Genomic DNA, 15,798 nt, shown 5'->3' on the forward strand with positions numbered 1-15,798 from the left:
CGCATGCGTGGGTGGCCCTCCTCCCTGCGGGCGCGACTCACGCTCTGGTACACGCTGTGGCTCGCGCTCCCGCTCGTCGGCTTCGCGGTGCTCGGGTACGTCGTGTTCTCGCGTACGCTGATCGAGCGGACCGACCGTTTCATCGACGAAGCCCTCACCGCCTTCTCCCGCGAAGTGGTCGCCGAGCGCCGAGTCCTCCTGAGCGTGGGCAACGCCTTCAGGTCGGCGGTCACCGAGGTGCGCTTCCGCGACCTTCGCATCGTCGTCCGCGACTCCATGGGGCGCCTCGTCGCCGAGAGCGGAGAGGGAAGCCATCCGCCGCCGCCCGCGGAACGTGACTGGCTGCTGATCGCGCTCGCGCGCCGACCCGCGCTGGACAGCGCGTCGTTTGACGTCGAGGGCCGTGCGTCGGCGCATCGAGTCGTGGCCAGGCCGCTCACGATGGATCGCGATCGCTACGCCCTCGCCGGCGCGTTTCCGCTCAACGACGTCGAAGCAGTGCTCGCCCGCATCCGACGCCTGTTCTTCGTCGCCGTGCCGCTGCTTCTCGCAGTGGCGGCGACGGCCGGCTCGGCGCTTGCGCGGCGCGGGCTTGCCCCGGTCGCCAGCATGGCCGAGCGCGCCGCCGAGATCAGCGCGTCCACACTGCACGAACGGCTGCCGGTGGTTGGGGGCGACGAACTGGTGCGCCTCGCGCGCGTCGTGAACGACCTGCTCGATCGGCTGGAAGCGGCCTTCACGCAGCAGCGACGGTTCATGGCCGATGCGTCACACGAACTGCGCACTCCCACGGCGATTCTGCGCGCCGAGGCCGAGGTGACGCTCTCGCGGCCACAGCGCACGGAGGCGGAGTACCGCGAATCGGTGCAGGTGATGCAGGAGGCCGCGCACCGTCTCAACCGCATCGTCGACGACCTGTTCCTCATCGGTCGCGCCGATGCCGGGCACCTGATCGTGCATCGCGACGCGTTGTATCTGGAGGAACTGGTGCACGGCGCCGCCCGGGCCATCCGCCACGTCGGCGAGCAGCGTGGCGTGCGCGTCGAAGTGCGTGAACTGGCGGCTGCACCGATCGTTGGCGATGCGTCGCTCCTCGACCGGCTGCTGCTGAACCTGCTCGACAACGCGATCAAGTACGCGCCCTCGGGTACAGCGGTCGAGCTCGCGATGTCGGTGCACGGCGATCACTGCTCGGTGGCGGTGATCGACGCGGGTCCGGGCATTCCGGCCGAGCTGCAGGCGCGTGTGTTCGAACGGTTCTTTCGCGTCGACACGGCGCGGGCACGCGCGAGCGGGAGCACCACGAGCGGCGCCGGCCTGGGGCTCGCCATCGCGCAGCGCATCGCCGAGTTGCACGGAGGGACGCTGGAGATCGCCGAGTCGCGTCCCGGGCGCACGGAGTTCCGGCTCACGCTGCCGCTCGCAGCGGGCAACGCCTAACGACTTTCTTCGCGCGTACGCTGGTAGGATTGCGCCTGACGCCTGAGCAGCCGGCGCGGCAGGTGCCGGATCAACGCAACGATGGCGCGCCAGCGGCGACCGGGAATCACCAGCGACGGACCTCCGGCGTCCATGGCCGCGAGCGAGGCCCGCACTACGTCGCCAGCATTCAGCCACAGCCACGCGGGAATGCGCTCCATGCGCATGGCTGCCCGATCGTGGAACTCGGTGCGGGTGAACCCGGGGCACAGCGCCTGCACGTGGACCCCGCTGCCAGCGACCTCGAGGCTCAGGGACTCCATCAACACGCGTTGATAGGCCTTGGTCGCGCAGTAGTTCACGTTGTTGGCGCTTGTCGTGTAGCTGGCCACCGAGCTGACCGTGATGATCGCGCCGTGACCGCGCGCCACCATGCCGGGGAGCACCGCCATGGTCAGCCGGTTCGTCGCGGTCACGTGGAGGTGCACCATCGCCCGCTGAGCCTCGGGCGCCGTCCGGGCGAGCGGACCCCTCGTGCCGAAGCCGGCGTTGTTCACGAGCACGTCGATCTGATGACCTGCGATGAGCGATTCGACGTGCTCGACCCCTTCGGCGGTGGCGAGGTCTGCCTGGAGGATCGTGACCGCGACGTGGTACGTCTCGCGCAACTGCGCGGCCACGGCGTCAAGTCGCGCCAGGTCGCGGGCCACGAGCGTGACCGCGCATCCGCGCGCCGCGAGCTGACGCGCGAACTCCAGGCCGATGCCGGACGTTGCACCGGTGATGAGGGCGGTGGCTGTCATCGGGCGGCGACCGCTTGCGATCCTTTCTGTTCGTCTATGGCGTGACTTTCGGCTTCGGCTCCAGCTTCGCCGCCCACAGCCCGCTGTTGAAGTCCGTGAACAGCACGCGACCCTTCCACGGCATCGCGTTCATCACGAACGGCGCATTGGCGGTGTACCCCTTGGGATCGAACGGCTTGAACACGGCAATCTCGCGGCGCTGCTCGGCGAGGTTCCCCAGCAGTTCGCCCGACACGTCCACGACGCGAACGCCGCCGTCGTAGTACGCCTGGTAGAGCACGTCGTCCTCGACGATGATGTCGTGCGAGCCGTAGTCCTCCAGGTGGTAGCGTCCCACCTTCTGCATGTTCATCGGATCGGTCGCGTCGACGATGTGCACGTAGCCGCCCGAGGTCTGCGCAATGCCGCCCTTTTCGGTCATGTTGTTGATGTAGTTCGTGCCTTCCCAGACGCGGCCCTGTCGGCTCATCTCCTCGTCGCCCAGGAACAGGTACGTCTTGCCCGTGCTCTTCTGGAAATACGGATAGATCTCGTGCCCCGAGTTGATCGGGAACACGTTGATCAGCTTCGGCTTCTGCGGCGTGCCACCCCACTTGCCGTTGCCGACGTCCACGATCACTGCGCCCGCGCCACCCTGGGCAGAGTAGGCAATGCCGTTGTTGACCCAGAGGTCGTGGATGTAGGCTCCGGGGTGCTGGTATTCGCCGGTGTACTTCGGGTTGTAGATGTCCTTTACGTCGATGATGACGTACTTCTGCCCGCCGGAGATCGCGTACAGGTAGTCGTTGGTCGCGAAGGCGTTGTGGACGCCGCCGGTGAGGCTCTGGTCGAACGTCGAGGCCACCTTGGGATGCGCCGGATTCGCGAGGTCGAGGATGACAACGCCGTTCACGCGGTTGGAGGCGCCCTCGCGCGTCAGCACGCCGTAGCGTCCGTCGGGCGACACGGTCACGTCGTTGATGGTCCGGGCATCCACCTTGATGGAGTCCGTCTTCACGATGGCGTCCATGTTCGTGATGTCGAACACGAGCGCGTAGCCGTCACCACCCCAAGTCCCGACGAGCACGTAGTCGCGGCCGTCCTTGCCCGTCCACGGCCACAGGTCCGAGGTATGCGTCGTGTGCACGGTGCCGCGCCCTGACACGGTGATGCGCCGTCGCACGTCACGCGGCTTCACGTCGATCACGCGCTGCGCGAACACGTTCCCCGACTGGGCGATGAGCGTGTACTGCCCGGGCGCGTTGGCCGCGAAGACCGGCTTGCCGAGCACGTGGTCGATGATTCCCTGGCCACCCGGGGCCGCCGTCGTGTCGTCCGGGACGTAGCGATAGCTCCACGCGATCTTCGCGTCGGCCACCGCCTGGCCGTTGGCGCGCTTCGCCGTTGCCGCCAGGTGCACCACGTCGCCGGTGTTGACCGTGCGCTCGGCGATTCCGAGTTCGAGCGAGGCCACGGGATTTGCCGTCACCGTGTAGGCCTTACGTGCCGTGACCCCTTCGGCTTCGGCGCTGATCGTGACCGGGCCGGGCCGCAACGCGAGCACGTTCCCGAATCGATCGACCGTGGCGACCTGCTCGTTGGAACTGCGCCATGTCGCGGTGAGCGTCGGGCGCGGCGAACCGTCGGCGTGTGTGCCCTTGAGCGCGTGGGCGAGCGTGGTGCCCACGTAGAGCCGCGAGGATTCACCGTCGATGGTGAGCGCGGTCAGGTCGGGCCACGTCACGAGGACCGGGATCTCGATATTCACGGGCGTGCCGCTCCCGCCAACGGCTGCGGCAAACGCCGTCCACGAGCCGGCCTGTTTGGCCGTGAGCATGCCGTTGGACCAGCTCACGGAGAGCCGAGGACCGCCGACGAACAGTTGCGCGTTGGGGATCGGGTTGCCCTGGGCATCGTAGGCGGTGATCCGGAGCGGCACCGACTGACCGGCCTTCATTGTGATCCGCGCCGGTTCGGCGACGACCTTGGCGACGGCGGGGGGCGTCGCCTGTTGAGCGGCAAGCGCCACTGGGAGCGTCAGCAACAACGCGGAGGCGAGTCTCATGGGTCGTGAGGAGGGCAGGGTCGGGAGAGGCGTGCGGGGCGCGTAAGAGGCTAAGCAATGGCGCGCGGGGCGGAAATACCCTCGCGCAGGGGTTGGCACCGTTCACCGCTCTTCCTTCCTTCCCCCGTCCGCGTGCGCTGACGATCGGTGCGTCACGAGGCGCGGCTTCGAGGGCGCCGAACCGCAGGCCCTCTTACCGTTTCGGGTCGTGCGCTATGTTTCCTTGTGAATTCTTTCACATAGGGAGTCGGCGGTGAAGATCGCTGTCTGCATCAAGCGCGTCCCGGAGATGGACGGCGCCTTCAGGATCGCGGCGTCTGGCCTGGCGGTCGACGAAACGGGCCTCAAGTGGGACATCTCGGATTTCGATGGTTATGCCGTGGAGGCCGCGCTGCAGCTCACGGAGAAGGCCGGCGCCGGGGAGGTCACGGTCATCTCGTTAGGCCCGGTCGTTGTGCAGGAGACGCTGCGCAAGGCGCTCTCGATGGGCTGCGCGAAGGCCGTGCATCTGGCGTGTGACCAGGTGCCGGTGGATCCCTTCGCCATCGCGACGGCTCTCGCCGCGGAACTGCAGGGTGGCGGCTACGACCTCGTGATGTTCGGCAAGATGTCCATCGACTCGGCCAACGGCGCCGTGGGCCTGATGGTCGCCGAGCTGCTTGGATTGCCCATGGTGCACGCGTGCTCGAAGCTCGACATCGCCGGCGCGTCGGGCACGGCGCGCCGCGAGGTCGAAGGCGGTGGCGAGCTGGTCCGGTTCCCTCTGCCGGCCGTGGTGTCGATCGACGAAGGCATCGCGCGCCCGAGGTACCCGTCCCTCAAGGGCATCATGGCGGCAAAGAAGAAGCCGCTCGATTCGCGGCCGGCGCAACTCGGCAACGTAGCGCTTTCGGTGGTCCGCATGGAGCTGCCGTCTGCGCGCGCCGCGGGACGCATCATCGGCGAGGGCGCGGCGGCCGTGCCGGAACTCGTGCGACTCCTTCAGACCGAAGCCAAGGTACTCTGATGTCCGACGTCCTCGTCATAGCTGAAGCGCGCGGTGGTGAGCCGCGCAAGATCGCCCTCGAGGCGCTCGCCGTTGCGCGGCCGCTCGCCGACCAGCTCGGTGGCAGTGTGCATGTGCTGTTGGCAGGCGCGCCCGGGGTCGGGGCAGGAGCCGTCACGTTAGGCGCCCACGGGGCGGACGCCGTGCTCGTGGCGGAGCACCCGGGGCTGGTCAACTACGACGCCGAGTCGCAGGCGGCGCTCGTGGCCGGCCGCGTGAAGTCGGGTGCGTATCGCGTGGTGGTATTCGGCGCGAGTGCCCAGGGTCGCGACCTCGCCCCGCGCACCGCGGCCAGGCTGCGCACCACGCTGGCCAGCGACGTTACGTCGGTCACGCTCGATGGCGACGCGCTGGTCGTCACGCATCCAGGCTATACCGGCAAGGTGATCCTCACGTTGCGACTGTCGGCAAACCCTGCGCTCGTTTCCGTCCGACCGGGCGCCGTTCAGCCGAAGCCCGTGGCGAAGGCCGGCGCGGTCGAGCAGGTCGCGCTCCCCGTCGAACCCGCCGCCTCTCGCGTGGTGACGACGGAGACGGTGCTTGGCGACACTCGGCAGTTGGACCTGGGCGAGGCGCCGGTGATCATCGCCGGTGGACGCGGACTCAAGGCCGCAGAGCACTTCGCCCTCGTCGAGGATCTCGCCACAGCGTTCGGCAACGCGGCCGTCGGCGCAACGCGCGCGGTGACGGACGAGGGCTGGCGGCCGCACTCGGACCAGATCGGCCAGACCGGGCGGCTCGTGAGCCCCGATCTGTACGTGGCGGTCGGCATCTCCGGCGCGATCCAGCATCTCGCCGGCATGCGGACGTCGCGGTGCATCGTCGCGATCAACAAGGACAAGGAGGCCCCGATCTTCAAGGTGGCCGACTATGGCATCGTGGGCGACGTTTTCGAGGTGGTCCCCGCGCTCACCGCGGCGGTGAGGACGGCCAGAGGGTAGCAAGAAAGGCGCGGGGGCAGGGAGAAGGGCAGCTGCCCGCACTGCGCCGGCGGCGCTGCCCGTTTCGGTCTGCGAACAGGATGCCGCGTACCGGGGTCGTCGTAAGCCCCGGTGCGCACGGTCGCTGCCAGCAAGGATGCCCTCGTCCCGAGGAGTCGCCTGGCATGCGGGGTGGTTCGCACGACGCCCGGGCAGGGCTCGCGTCCCGGCCTGCGCGCGGTTGATTATCCCCGTCGACGACGCCCCCACCTTCCACCCTCCTGATCGTTGGCTGACGACCGACCGACGCGGGCCATGCGCGACACCCTGGAATGGGCGATTCGCCGCACGGGCCTCCCGTTGCCGACGCCGGTGTTCGGCCCTCGCGACGCGTGGCCAGCGGAGGAGGCCGAGCGGGCGCCAACGGCGGCGGAGCGCAATGGCGCCGTTGCCGCTGCCGCGCTTGCGCTGATCGCGGCGCTGGGGCTGCTCTACACGCTCTACCTCGCGCGGCAGGTGATCCTGCCCGTCGTGATCGCCATCCTGCTCTCGTTCCTGCTGCGTGGGCCGGTGCGGTGGCTCCGGCGGCACCGCGTGCGCGAGCCCGTGGGTGCCGCGCTCGTCGTCTTTGGCGGGTTGATCGTGGCGGTGGTCGTGATGCTGTTGCTCGTTGGGCCAGCGACCAGTTGGCTGGCGCGCGCCCCGACCGTGGTGGAACAGGCCGACCAGAAACTGCGCACGCTCGTGCGCCCGTTGCTGCGGTTCGAGGCGACCGCCGCGCGCGTGGAGCAGATCGCGTCGGGTGCTACCACGGGGACAGGAGCAGCAGCACCTGCCGCGCCGGTCGCGTCGCCCACCGGCGGCATCCTGCGCAAGGCGTTCGGCGGCGCTGCCAACCTGCTCGTCGTGGCGGTGAGCATCATCTTCCTCACGTACTTTCTGTTGGCCTCGGGCGACCTGTTCATGCGCAAGCTCATGAAGGTGCTGCCCTACCGCGAGGAGCACTCGGGGGTTCCACAGCGCATCAGCGATGAGGTGGAGGCCGCGGTATCCGCATACCTCCGCACGTCCCTGCTCATCAACGTGGGACTCGGCTTCGCCACGTGGGGGATCCTTCAGCTGCTCGGCATGCCCAACGCCGGGCTCTGGGGCGCGATGGCCGGCGTGCTCAACGTGGTGCCCTACCTCGGCGCGCTGCTCACCGCCGGCGTGCTGGCCGTGGCCGCGATCACCGTCTTCGATTCCATCGGGCACGCGCTGCTCGTTCCCATGGCCTTCTTCTTCCTCAACATCATCGAGAGCAACGTGGTGACGCCGATGCTGATGGGGCGCACGTTTCCGCTCAACCCCGTCGCGTTGTTCATCGGTGTGCTCGTGTGGGGCTTCGTCTGGGGTATTCCCGGCGCGATCCTCGCCGTGCCCATCATGGTCACGCTCAAGATCCTCTGCGACCACATCCCCGCGCTGCGTCCGTTCGGAGAGTTCCTGGGTCAGTAGTCGAGGGCGCCAGGTCGGCGCGGCGCCTCAGGTCATCTGCTCACGTTTGGAGTTCCTGCCGAAGGCATCATCGAGGTTGCCTCACGCACCTGGCAGGGCGAATGTATGCGCACGGCCTACACCGACTCTGGAGGAATTGCGCATGCGCAGCACCGTGCCTCTCGCGCTACTCGGCACCGCGTTGATGGCGATCAGCACCGCAGGTGCCCAGGCACCAAAGACCACGTTTTTCATCACGAGCGCCGGCCCCGGGAAGGGCGCCGACCTTGGCGGCCTCGCCGGCGCCGACCGCCATTGCCGCGATCTGGCCGAAGCGGCGGGCATCACTGGCGTCACGTGGCACGCCTACCTGAGTCAGGCCGCGCGCGCCGGTCAGCCGGCGATCAACGCGCGTGACCGCATCGGACGCGGGCCGTGGTACAACGCCAAGGGCGTGATGGTGGCGCAGAATGTGGCCGACCTCCACTCCGACGCGAACAAGTTGTCCAAGGAGAACAGCCTGACGGAAAAGGGCGCCATGGTGAACGGGCGGGGCGACACGCCGAACATGCACGACGTGCTTACCGGCAGCCGACTCGACGGCACCGTCGCGCCGGACAGCACCGACACCACCTGCGGCAACTGGACGCGCAGCGATTCGACCGGCAGCGCCTTTGTCGGTCACCATGATCGACAGGGCGGTGGCGCCAACCCCACGTCATGGAACATGGCGCACCCCTCCCGCGGTTGCGGCCAGCGTAACCTGCAGGCCACCGGTGGCAACGGCCTCTACTACTGCTTCGGCGTGTCCTGATCGACGCCCGGCGCACCCATAGGCGAAACGCCCGGGATTCCCCGGGCGTTTCTGTTTGCGCGCCGCCCGATCCCCACCTGACGTTACCTCTCCGGGTGCTCGCGCCTGATGTTCTGCCGCGTCCTCGCGCCTGAACTTTCCGCCGAGCGCTCACGCCTTACGCTTCGCGCGGGCGCGTTCATGCCTGGTAGTTTGTGGAGACGCGCTCACACCTCATCGGCCGTGCTCACGCGTGCGTTTCCGCTCACGCAGACGGGCGTTCTGACCGCCTGACGAACCCCGTCGCCTCCGCCTGGCGAACCCTGTTGGCGGGCACGCGCCATGCATATGGTTGTCGCAGAACCGGCCTGTCCGGCGGACCTCAGAGCGCCCGTCGATGCGCGAGCAGAACAACACAGACCCGAGGTGGGTGAGGCGACAGCTTCGCCTCGACGCGCGCGGCGTTGCCGCCATCGCCATGGCCGTCGCCGTCCTCTCGTGCCACGAGGTCATCCCTGCCGACTCGATCGTGTCCCGCGTGGAGCTCTCGCCCATCGACGTGTCGCTCCTCGTAGGGCGTGACACGGCGTTGCGTGCCAGGGTGCAGCTGGGCTCCGGCACGTTCCTGGAGCCTGGAGGCGTGTTCTGGTCGTCGGCCGATCCGGCGGTCGCGTCGGTCGATGCTGCCGGTCGCGTGAGCGCCGTCTCGGCCGGTAGTACGCGCATAGCCGCGAGCGCGGGCGGCAAGTCGGCGCTCGCACTGATCACGGTCGCAGTGCCCCCGATCACCATCGTCCGTGTGGCGCCGGCCTCGTCGGGCGTGACGGTTGGCTCGTCGGTGACGCTGCGCGCCAATGCGCTCCTCTCGACCGGCGACACGGTCAAGGGACGCCCGGTGGCGTGGCGCACGAGCGCGTCGGGCGTGGCCACCGTGTCGACGGCGGGCGCCGTACAGGCGATGGCGCCGGGTTCGGCCACCATTACCGCCACGGTGGACGGCGTGAGCGGCACCGCGACGATCAGCGTGACGCCGGTGCCGGTGGCCGCGGTCGCCGTCACGCCGGCACGGGCGTCGGTCATCGTGACAAACTCGGCGCAGCTTGCCGCCGCCACTCAGTCAGCGACCGGTGCGGTGCTCACGGGTCGAGTGGTGACCTGGTCGACGGACGCGCCGACGATCGCCACCGTGTCGACGACCGGCCTCGTCACGACGCTCAACACCGGCACCGCGACGATCACCGCGACCAGCGAGGGTCGGCGCGGGACTTCGCGGATCACCGTGCTGCCGATTCCTGTGCGCTCGGTGAGCATCCTGCCCACGAGCGTCGACCTGCTGGTCGGCGCGACCGCGCGGCTGACCGCGGTGCCTCGTGATTCGGCGGGCACGGCGCTCCCCGGCCGACGGGTCAGCTGGAGCAGCTCCCAGCCATCGATCGCCACAGTGGACTCCACCGGCCTCGCGGTGGCCGTCGCGCCCGGTGTCGCGAGCATCACCGCGACCGCGGAGGGACGAAGCGCGTCGTCCCAGCTCACGGCGACGCTGCCACCGGTGGCCGCCGTGACGGTGGCACCGGCCACGCTGTCGATGAGCCGCAATCGGTCCCTGCAGTTCGTTGCCACCCCGCGCGACGCGCACGGTCAGCCGCTCACCGGCCGCGTGGTGACCTGGCTCTCCGGATCGCCCTCGATCGCCCGGGTGGACGCCAATGGGCTCGTCACGTCCCTAACGGTCGGCACCGTGCTGATCATTGCGACGTCCGAGGGGCAGCGCGGAATCGCCACCGTCACGGTGCGCTGAGGCGCCATTCGACAGGGCGCGGCACCGGGCGTACGTTGAGGCGTTGCGTCCTCCGAACCGGAGCTGTCCATGCGTCCCCTCTGTCTGTTCCCGCTCGTTGCCGCCTGCGTCGCGATCGCGCCCGTCGTGGTCGCGCAGGAAAGGCCGTCGGATACCCTGCTCACCGTCAATCACTATCTCGACTTCGAGACGGTCAGCGATGCGAAGATCGCCCCGGACGGCCGGCGCGTGATCTACTCGCGCCGGTTCGTCGACAAACAGAAGGATGCCTTCGAGTCGGCGCTCTGGATCATGAACGCCGACGGCTCGGAGAATCGCTTCCTGGCGCGCGGCTCGAGCCCGGTGTGGTCTCCGGACGGCACGAGGATCGCCTACGTTGCCGAGGGAGAACCCCGGGGTCCGCAGGTGTTCGTACGATGGATGAACGCGGAGGGGGCGACGTCACAGGTGACGCGCGTGGAGTATGGGCCGGCTGACGTGCAGTGGTCGCCCGATGGTCGGTGGATCGGCTTTTCCATGTTTGCGCCGAAGCCGAATGTGTGGGCGATCGACATGCCGTCCCCTCCGCCGGGCGCGACGTGGACGCCGGCGCCCCGTTACGTGAACACGCTGCACTATCGCGCCGATCGTCGAGGGTTTCTGGAATCGGGTTTCGTGCACCTGTACGTGGTGCCCGCGGAGGGTGGGACGCCCCGGCAGCTCACGAAGGGCGACTGGAACGCGGGCTCGCGGTTCGACGGTCAGCCCGGATCGGTGGGCTGGAGCTGGACGCCCGACGGGCGTTCGATCGTGTTCGACGGGCTGATGGACCCGAAGGCCGACCTCAACTACCGCGACTCGGATATCAACGTCGTCGATGTCGCGACCGGCGCGCTGCGCAAGCTGACGGCCCAGCGGGGCTCGTGGTCGCGGCCCGCGGTGTCGCCCGACGGCCAGTGGATCGCGTTCTCCGGCTACGCCGCGACGCCGCAGACCTACAAGACGTCCGAGCTGTTCGTCATGAAGCTCGACGGTTCGGCCCAACGAAAGCTCTCGGCCGACCTCGACCGTGATGTGGGCGACCTCACCTGGGCGCGGGACAACAGCGGCGTGTACTTCAGCGCCGCGGACCGGGGAACGAGCAACGTGCACTTCGCGGCGCTGAACGGCGGCGTGCGCCCGGTGACGACGGGCACGCACATGCTCTCGTTAGGCTCGGCGGCCACGACCGGCGTCGCGGCCGGCATCCGCTCGGCGCCGAGCGAGCCGCCGGATGTGGTCAAGTTCGCGCTCACCGGCGCGGGCGGCCTCACGAAGCTCACGAGCGTGAACGCCGACATCCTGGGCAACAAGGCGCTCGCAACGCTCGAGGAGCTGGTGGTGACGTCGACCAGCGGGACGAAGGTGCAGGGCTGGATCGTCAAGCCGCCCGGCTTCGACGCGTCGAAGAAGTGGCCGCTGATCATGGAGATCCACGGCGGGCCGCACGGCATGTACAACGTCGGCTTCAGCTACATGTACCAGAACTTCGCGGCCAACGGCTACGTGGTGCTCTACACGAACCCGCGTGGCTCGACGGGCTACGGCACCGACTTCGGCAACGCGATCAACAAGAAGTATCCCGGCGTCGACTACGACGATCTCATGGCTGCCGTGGACTCCGTCGTGGGGCGCGGCTACGTGGACGTGTCACGCATGTACGTTGGCGGCTGTTCCGGCGGCGGTGTGCTGTCGAGCTGGGTGATCGGTCACACGAACAAGTTCGCGGGTGCGGCGGTGCGTTGCCCGGTGATGAACTGGATCTCGTTCGCCGGCAACGCCGACATTCCGTACTTTGGCCATGCGTGGTTCGAGAAGCCCTATTGGGAGGATCCCAAGCCGTGGCTCGAACAGTCGCCCCTGATGTACGTGGGGAACGTCACGACGCCGACGGTGATCATGACCGGGGAACTCGACCTGCGAACGCCGATGGCGCAGTCGGAGGAGTATTACACCGCGCTCAAGATGCGCGGCGTGCCGACGGCGCTGCTGCGGTTTGCCGGCGAGTTTCACGGCACGGGGTCGAAGCCGAGCAACTTCATGAGGACCCAGCTGTACATGATGAGCTGGTACCAGCAGCACAAGCGCGATCGAGCGTCGATGTGAGGCGCCGGCGTGTCGCGGTCGCGTGGGTCGCCGCGCTTCCCCTCGCGCCGTTGTCCATGGCGGCGCAGGGACAACCGACGGGCTGCGTGCGCATGACGTTCGGTGTCTGGACACCGCCGCTCGACTGGCAGCACAACGGGCACCCGGATGCCATCGCACATGTGGCGGCTCGGTTGCGAGCCGTTCGGGACTCGGTCTACGCGGGCGCCGCGTCCGCGCAGGGGCGCGATGAGATGCAGTGGCTCGAGTCCCGCGGCACGCGCCAACTGCTCGTTTCACCCGCGTGGTGGCCGGCGGGCGTGCTCGTGACTTTCGACGCGGCTTCGCGCGGTGACACGCTCGACGGCGACGCCATTGCCCTCGTGGCCGATGGTGCGCGAGCTGCCCCGCGAGCCCGAGCCCGGGTGATTCGGCGACCGTGCAATGGCTGATCGACGCCAGCTTCGGTACTCGCTGGGTGGTGGGGCCCCGTGAGCGTCTCCGTGCGAGCGGCGAGCCTCGAGGAGATCGCACCGTTGCGCCAGCGGTACGTCGACGCGCTGGCGTGTCAGGTGGTGCGCGACTCCATCCACGCTCGCCCTGGATGGACGACGGAATACGCCATCATCGGGGAGGAATCGATCATTGGATACGCCTCGGTGGCGGTGGGTGGACCGTGGTCCGGGATGCCCACCGTCTACGAGTACCATGTCGAGCCTCGCTGGCGGTCATCGGCATTCACCTGCTTCGAGGCATTCCTCGCGGTGTGTCGCCCGGGAGCCATGACGGCGCAGAGCAACGATATCCTCGCCACCGTCATGCTGCACACCTATGCCCGGGACGTGTCGGTCGAGGCCATCCTGTTTGCCGACGTCGGTGCGACATCGCACTGTCCGGACGGCGCGACATTCCGGCAACCGAACCCGGGGGAGATCGGCGACATCGCCGACCCGACGGGGAAATGGCGCGGAGTCGTGGAGTGGCACGGAGAGATCGTGGCAACGGGCGGCGCGCACCTTCACTACAACCACCCGTACGCTGACCTCTTCATGGAGACGTCGGAGCCGCATCGACGACGCGGCTTTGGCGCATTCCTGGTACAGGAGCTCAAGCGCATGTGCTACGCCGAAGGTCGCATCCCCGCGGCCCGGTGCAACGTGGGGAACGAAGCGTCGAGACGTACCCTGACCAGCGCGGGCTTCGCGCCGTGCGGGCACCTTCTGGTCGGCGCGCTGGACTGTGGTGGATGAGATGTCACCGTGTTCCTGGTGGCAGCGCGCCATCGTCGCCGCCACCGGAGGACTCACGGGAGACTAACGAGCACAGCTGACGCCCCCCGGACGATTGGGCACCGCCTGGGCCGGCGCCGCCTGACCGGTTTGACGCGGCCACACGTTGTCGCTCGGGTCGCGATCCGGGAACCGGCACCCGGGGTCAAACAACACCTTCTCCACCGCACGCCCGAACGTCAGCTCGGCATCGAACGTTCGCCTGCCGCTGAACCACACATCGACCGGCCACGTCACGTCGTAGGTCGTCTCGTTCACCTTGACCGCATTCGCCATCGCCCGCACCGGCGCGCCGGACGCGGACAGCTGCACCCGCAGCACCACGGGTGACGGCATCTGCCCGGCCTGCCGCACCGTCACCACCGTCTTCGCGCCGCTCGCCTTCACGTCCACGATCGAACCGTCCACGCTCTCCGTGCCGAACAACCACGCGTTCCAGAACCACCCGAGGTCGCGCTTGAGCGCGTTCTGCATGAAGAACATCCAGTCCCACGGCGACGGGTGCTTGTACTTCCAGGCCACGGCCCATTCCCGGTGTGCCCGCTGCACCGCCGTGTCTCCCACCACGCCCCCAAGCATCGACAGCATCAACGGCGTCTTGGTGTACGTCTGGAATCCGTAGAACCCGGGGCCCGCGTAGTTCGCGTTCCACATCATCGGCGGCTCGGCTTCGTTCCCCGCCGTGCGGCCGTACGACTGGCCATAGCCATCGAGCACCGGGGCACGCTGCTGCGCATCAGCAGCCGAAAGGATGTTCATGTACTGATTGAATCCCTCGTCCATCCATCCATACCACGTCTCGTTGTTGCTCACGACCATCGGCCACCACTGGTGCGCCGCCTCGTGATCGGCCGCCCCGACGTTCGAGTTGATGACCATCGGGTACTCCATCCCGGCGCTCGGCCCGTCCTGCAGCGTGAGCTGCGGGAACTCGTAGGGGAACCACAGTCTGGAGTAGAACTCGAGCGCGTGGCGTGACACCGGCCCGGCCTGGGTGAAGAGTCGCTCGCGGCCAGGCAGATACATCATGTGGATCGGCACGACACCCTTGCCCGGGATCGTCGCGCGCGTCGCGGTCCAGACGTACTTCCGCGCCGTCGCCCACGCAAAGTCGTTCACGTTTTCGGCGACTTTGTGCCAGACGAGCCGGTCGCCCGCCGCCGTGGCCGCACCCGGGCCGATCTCGTCGGGGCCCACGATCGTCGTGATGTCGTCGGTGGTCAGGGCCTTTGACAACCGCTCGCGTGCCGCCGGAGTCAGCACCTCGGCGGGGTTCTGCAACTCTCCGGTGCCGCTGACGATCCAGCCGGCGGGGACGTCGATCTTCACGTCGTAGCGCCCGAAGTCGTTGTAGAACTCCGACGGGCCGAGGTAGAGTTCAGTGTCCCATCCGCGCAGGTCGTCGTAGACCGCGACTCGGGGAAACCACTGCGTGGGTTGGTAGAGCGAGTCGGCCCAGCGCATCGTCATGCGATGCCCGGACCCCGGACCGCCGGGCAGCTTGTACGTCCAGTCGATCTCGATCGACGCGCTGGCGCCCGGTGCGAGCGCGCTCGCGAGGGCGATGCGCGCCGCGGTACTGCGGCCGCTCACGAGCGTCGGCTCGGCGGCCAGCACCGTTGGCGGCGGCGCGTTGCCGGTCGGCGTGAGCTTCCCCGCCGCGCCATTGACAGCGAGCCGCGTCACGACCATGCCGTCGGTGTTCTCCGCCGGCACCCACGGCGCCGCCCGCGGACTCTCGAACAGAAAGTGGTTGCCGGGGAGTCGGAGCCCGATCGACTTCAGGGTGTCCGGACTCCCGTTATGCACGGCGATCGTCTCGGTCCCGGTGAGCCGCGCCGTCGCGACGTCGAGCTTCACCTGGATCGTGTAGTCCGTCTTGAGCTGCCAATAGTTGCGGCCCGGGCGACCCGTCGAGTCGCGCGTACCGGCGGCGAAGGCGCGCCGGATCGCGTTGGTCATCGGGATGTCGCGCCGCACCGCGCGCTCGGGCCAGGTGGCGCGCGTCTGCGCCGCGAGCGGGGAGGTCAGCGCAACGAGCGCGAGCAGGGCAGGGCGACGCATGAGTCGAGGCATGGGGTGTCGGAAGGAGCCGGCCGGAAATATGA

Annotated in this window: 12 protein-coding genes; 9 read left to right on the plus strand and 3 right to left on the minus strand. The window is 68.5% G+C overall.

Annotated elements, in window-relative coordinates; all coding sequences use genetic code 11:
• Positions 1-3 precede the first annotated feature (3 nt).
• On the plus strand, positions 4-1,440 hold the full coding sequence (locus IT361_08970; protein MCC6317808.1) for a HAMP domain-containing protein: 1,437 nt from the start codon (positions 4-6) through the stop codon (positions 1,438-1,440).
• Here IT361_08970 and IT361_08975 read toward each other — a convergent pair.
• Together IT361_08975 and IT361_08980 are read right to left on the minus strand one after the other, a co-directional pair.
• Entirely contained in the window at positions 1,437-2,222 is a 786-nt protein-coding gene (locus IT361_08975; protein MCC6317809.1) for an SDR family oxidoreductase, read from the minus strand. The genes IT361_08970 and IT361_08975 overlap by 4 nt on opposite strands.
• A gap of 34 nt (positions 2,223-2,256) precedes the next feature.
• Positions 2,257-4,266, minus strand: a complete 2,010-nt coding sequence (locus IT361_08980; protein ID MCC6317810.1) for an Ig-like domain-containing protein — start codon at positions 4,264-4,266, stop codon at positions 2,257-2,259.
• A 253-nt stretch (positions 4,267-4,519) separates the two neighbouring features.
• Here IT361_08980 and IT361_08985 point away from each other — a divergent pair, with 253 nt between their 5' ends.
• From IT361_08985 to IT361_09020, 8 genes are all read left to right on the plus strand, one after another.
• Positions 4,520-5,272 (plus strand): electron transfer flavoprotein subunit beta/FixA family protein, encoded by a 753-nt coding sequence (locus IT361_08985; protein MCC6317811.1) that lies wholly within the window; start codon positions 4,520-4,522, stop codon positions 5,270-5,272.
• A complete protein-coding gene (locus IT361_08990) occupies positions 5,272-6,252 on the plus strand; it encodes an electron transfer flavoprotein subunit alpha/FixB family protein (protein MCC6317812.1) in 981 nt (326 codons plus the stop codon). Before IT361_08985 ends, IT361_08990 begins: the two co-directional genes overlap by 1 nt.
• 294 nt (positions 6,253-6,546) lie before the next feature.
• Positions 6,547-7,728 carry an AI-2E family transporter gene (locus tag IT361_08995; protein MCC6317813.1) on the plus strand — a complete coding sequence of 394 codons (1,182 nt, stop codon included), beginning with the start codon at positions 6,547-6,549 and terminating at the stop codon, positions 7,726-7,728.
• 142 nt (positions 7,729-7,870) lie between these two features.
• Entirely contained in the window at positions 7,871-8,521 is a 651-nt protein-coding gene (locus IT361_09000) for a hypothetical protein (protein MCC6317814.1), read from the plus strand.
• A 409-nt stretch (positions 8,522-8,930) separates the two neighbouring features.
• Positions 8,931-10,298: an Ig-like domain-containing protein gene (locus tag IT361_09005; GenBank protein ID MCC6317815.1), complete on the plus strand. Its 1,368-nt coding sequence runs from the start codon at positions 8,931-8,933 to the stop codon at positions 10,296-10,298.
• A 69-nt stretch (positions 10,299-10,367) separates the two neighbouring features.
• Complete coding sequence (locus IT361_09010; GenBank protein ID MCC6317816.1) at positions 10,368-12,422, plus strand: S9 family peptidase; 2,055 nt, start codon at positions 10,368-10,370, stop codon at positions 12,420-12,422.
• The gene (locus IT361_09015) at positions 12,419-12,853 is read left to right on the plus strand and encodes a hypothetical protein (GenBank protein ID MCC6317817.1); all 435 of its coding nucleotides are present in this window, start codon (positions 12,419-12,421) and stop codon (positions 12,851-12,853) included. Before IT361_09010 ends, IT361_09015 begins: the two co-directional genes overlap by 4 nt.
• 39 nt (positions 12,854-12,892) lie before the next feature.
• The gene (locus IT361_09020) at positions 12,893-13,651 is read left to right on the plus strand and encodes a GNAT family N-acetyltransferase (protein ID MCC6317818.1); all 759 of its coding nucleotides are present in this window, start codon (positions 12,893-12,895) and stop codon (positions 13,649-13,651) included.
• Between the two features lie 63 nt (positions 13,652-13,714).
• Here the strand turns inward: IT361_09020 and IT361_09025 are convergent, their stop codons facing one another.
• Positions 13,715-15,766, minus strand: a complete 2,052-nt coding sequence (locus tag IT361_09025; protein ID MCC6317819.1) for a M1 family metallopeptidase — start codon at positions 15,764-15,766, stop codon at positions 13,715-13,717.
• Between the last annotated feature and the right edge of the window lie 32 nt (positions 15,767-15,798).

The organism is Gemmatimonadaceae bacterium, from assembly GCA_020846935.1.
Classification (GTDB): domain Bacteria; phylum Gemmatimonadota; class Gemmatimonadetes; order Gemmatimonadales; family Gemmatimonadaceae; genus RBC101.

Excerpts from the sequence above, each read along its gene's own strand:
- IT361_09025 (MCC6317819.1), bottom strand. The coding sequence starts at position 15,766 with ATGCCTCGACTCATGCGTCGCCCTGCCCTGCTCGCGCTCGTTGCGCTG.
- IT361_08970 (MCC6317808.1), top strand. The coding sequence starts at position 4 with ATGCGTGGGTGGCCCTCCTCCCTGCGGGCGCGACTCACGCTCTGGTAC.
- IT361_08995 (MCC6317813.1), top strand. The coding sequence starts at position 6,547 with ATGCGCGACACCCTGGAATGGGCGATTCGCCGCACGGGCCTCCCGTTG.
- IT361_09000 (MCC6317814.1), top strand. The coding sequence starts at position 7,871 with ATGCGCAGCACCGTGCCTCTCGCGCTACTCGGCACCGCGTTGATGGCG.
- IT361_08975 (MCC6317809.1), bottom strand. The coding sequence starts at position 2,222 with ATGACAGCCACCGCCCTCATCACCGGTGCAACGTCCGGCATCGGCCTG.
- IT361_08990 (MCC6317812.1), top strand. The coding sequence starts at position 5,272 with ATGTCCGACGTCCTCGTCATAGCTGAAGCGCGCGGTGGTGAGCCGCGC.
- IT361_09010 (MCC6317816.1), top strand. The coding sequence starts at position 10,368 with ATGCGTCCCCTCTGTCTGTTCCCGCTCGTTGCCGCCTGCGTCGCGATC.
- IT361_08980 (MCC6317810.1), bottom strand. The coding sequence starts at position 4,266 with ATGAGACTCGCCTCCGCGTTGTTGCTGACGCTCCCAGTGGCGCTTGCC.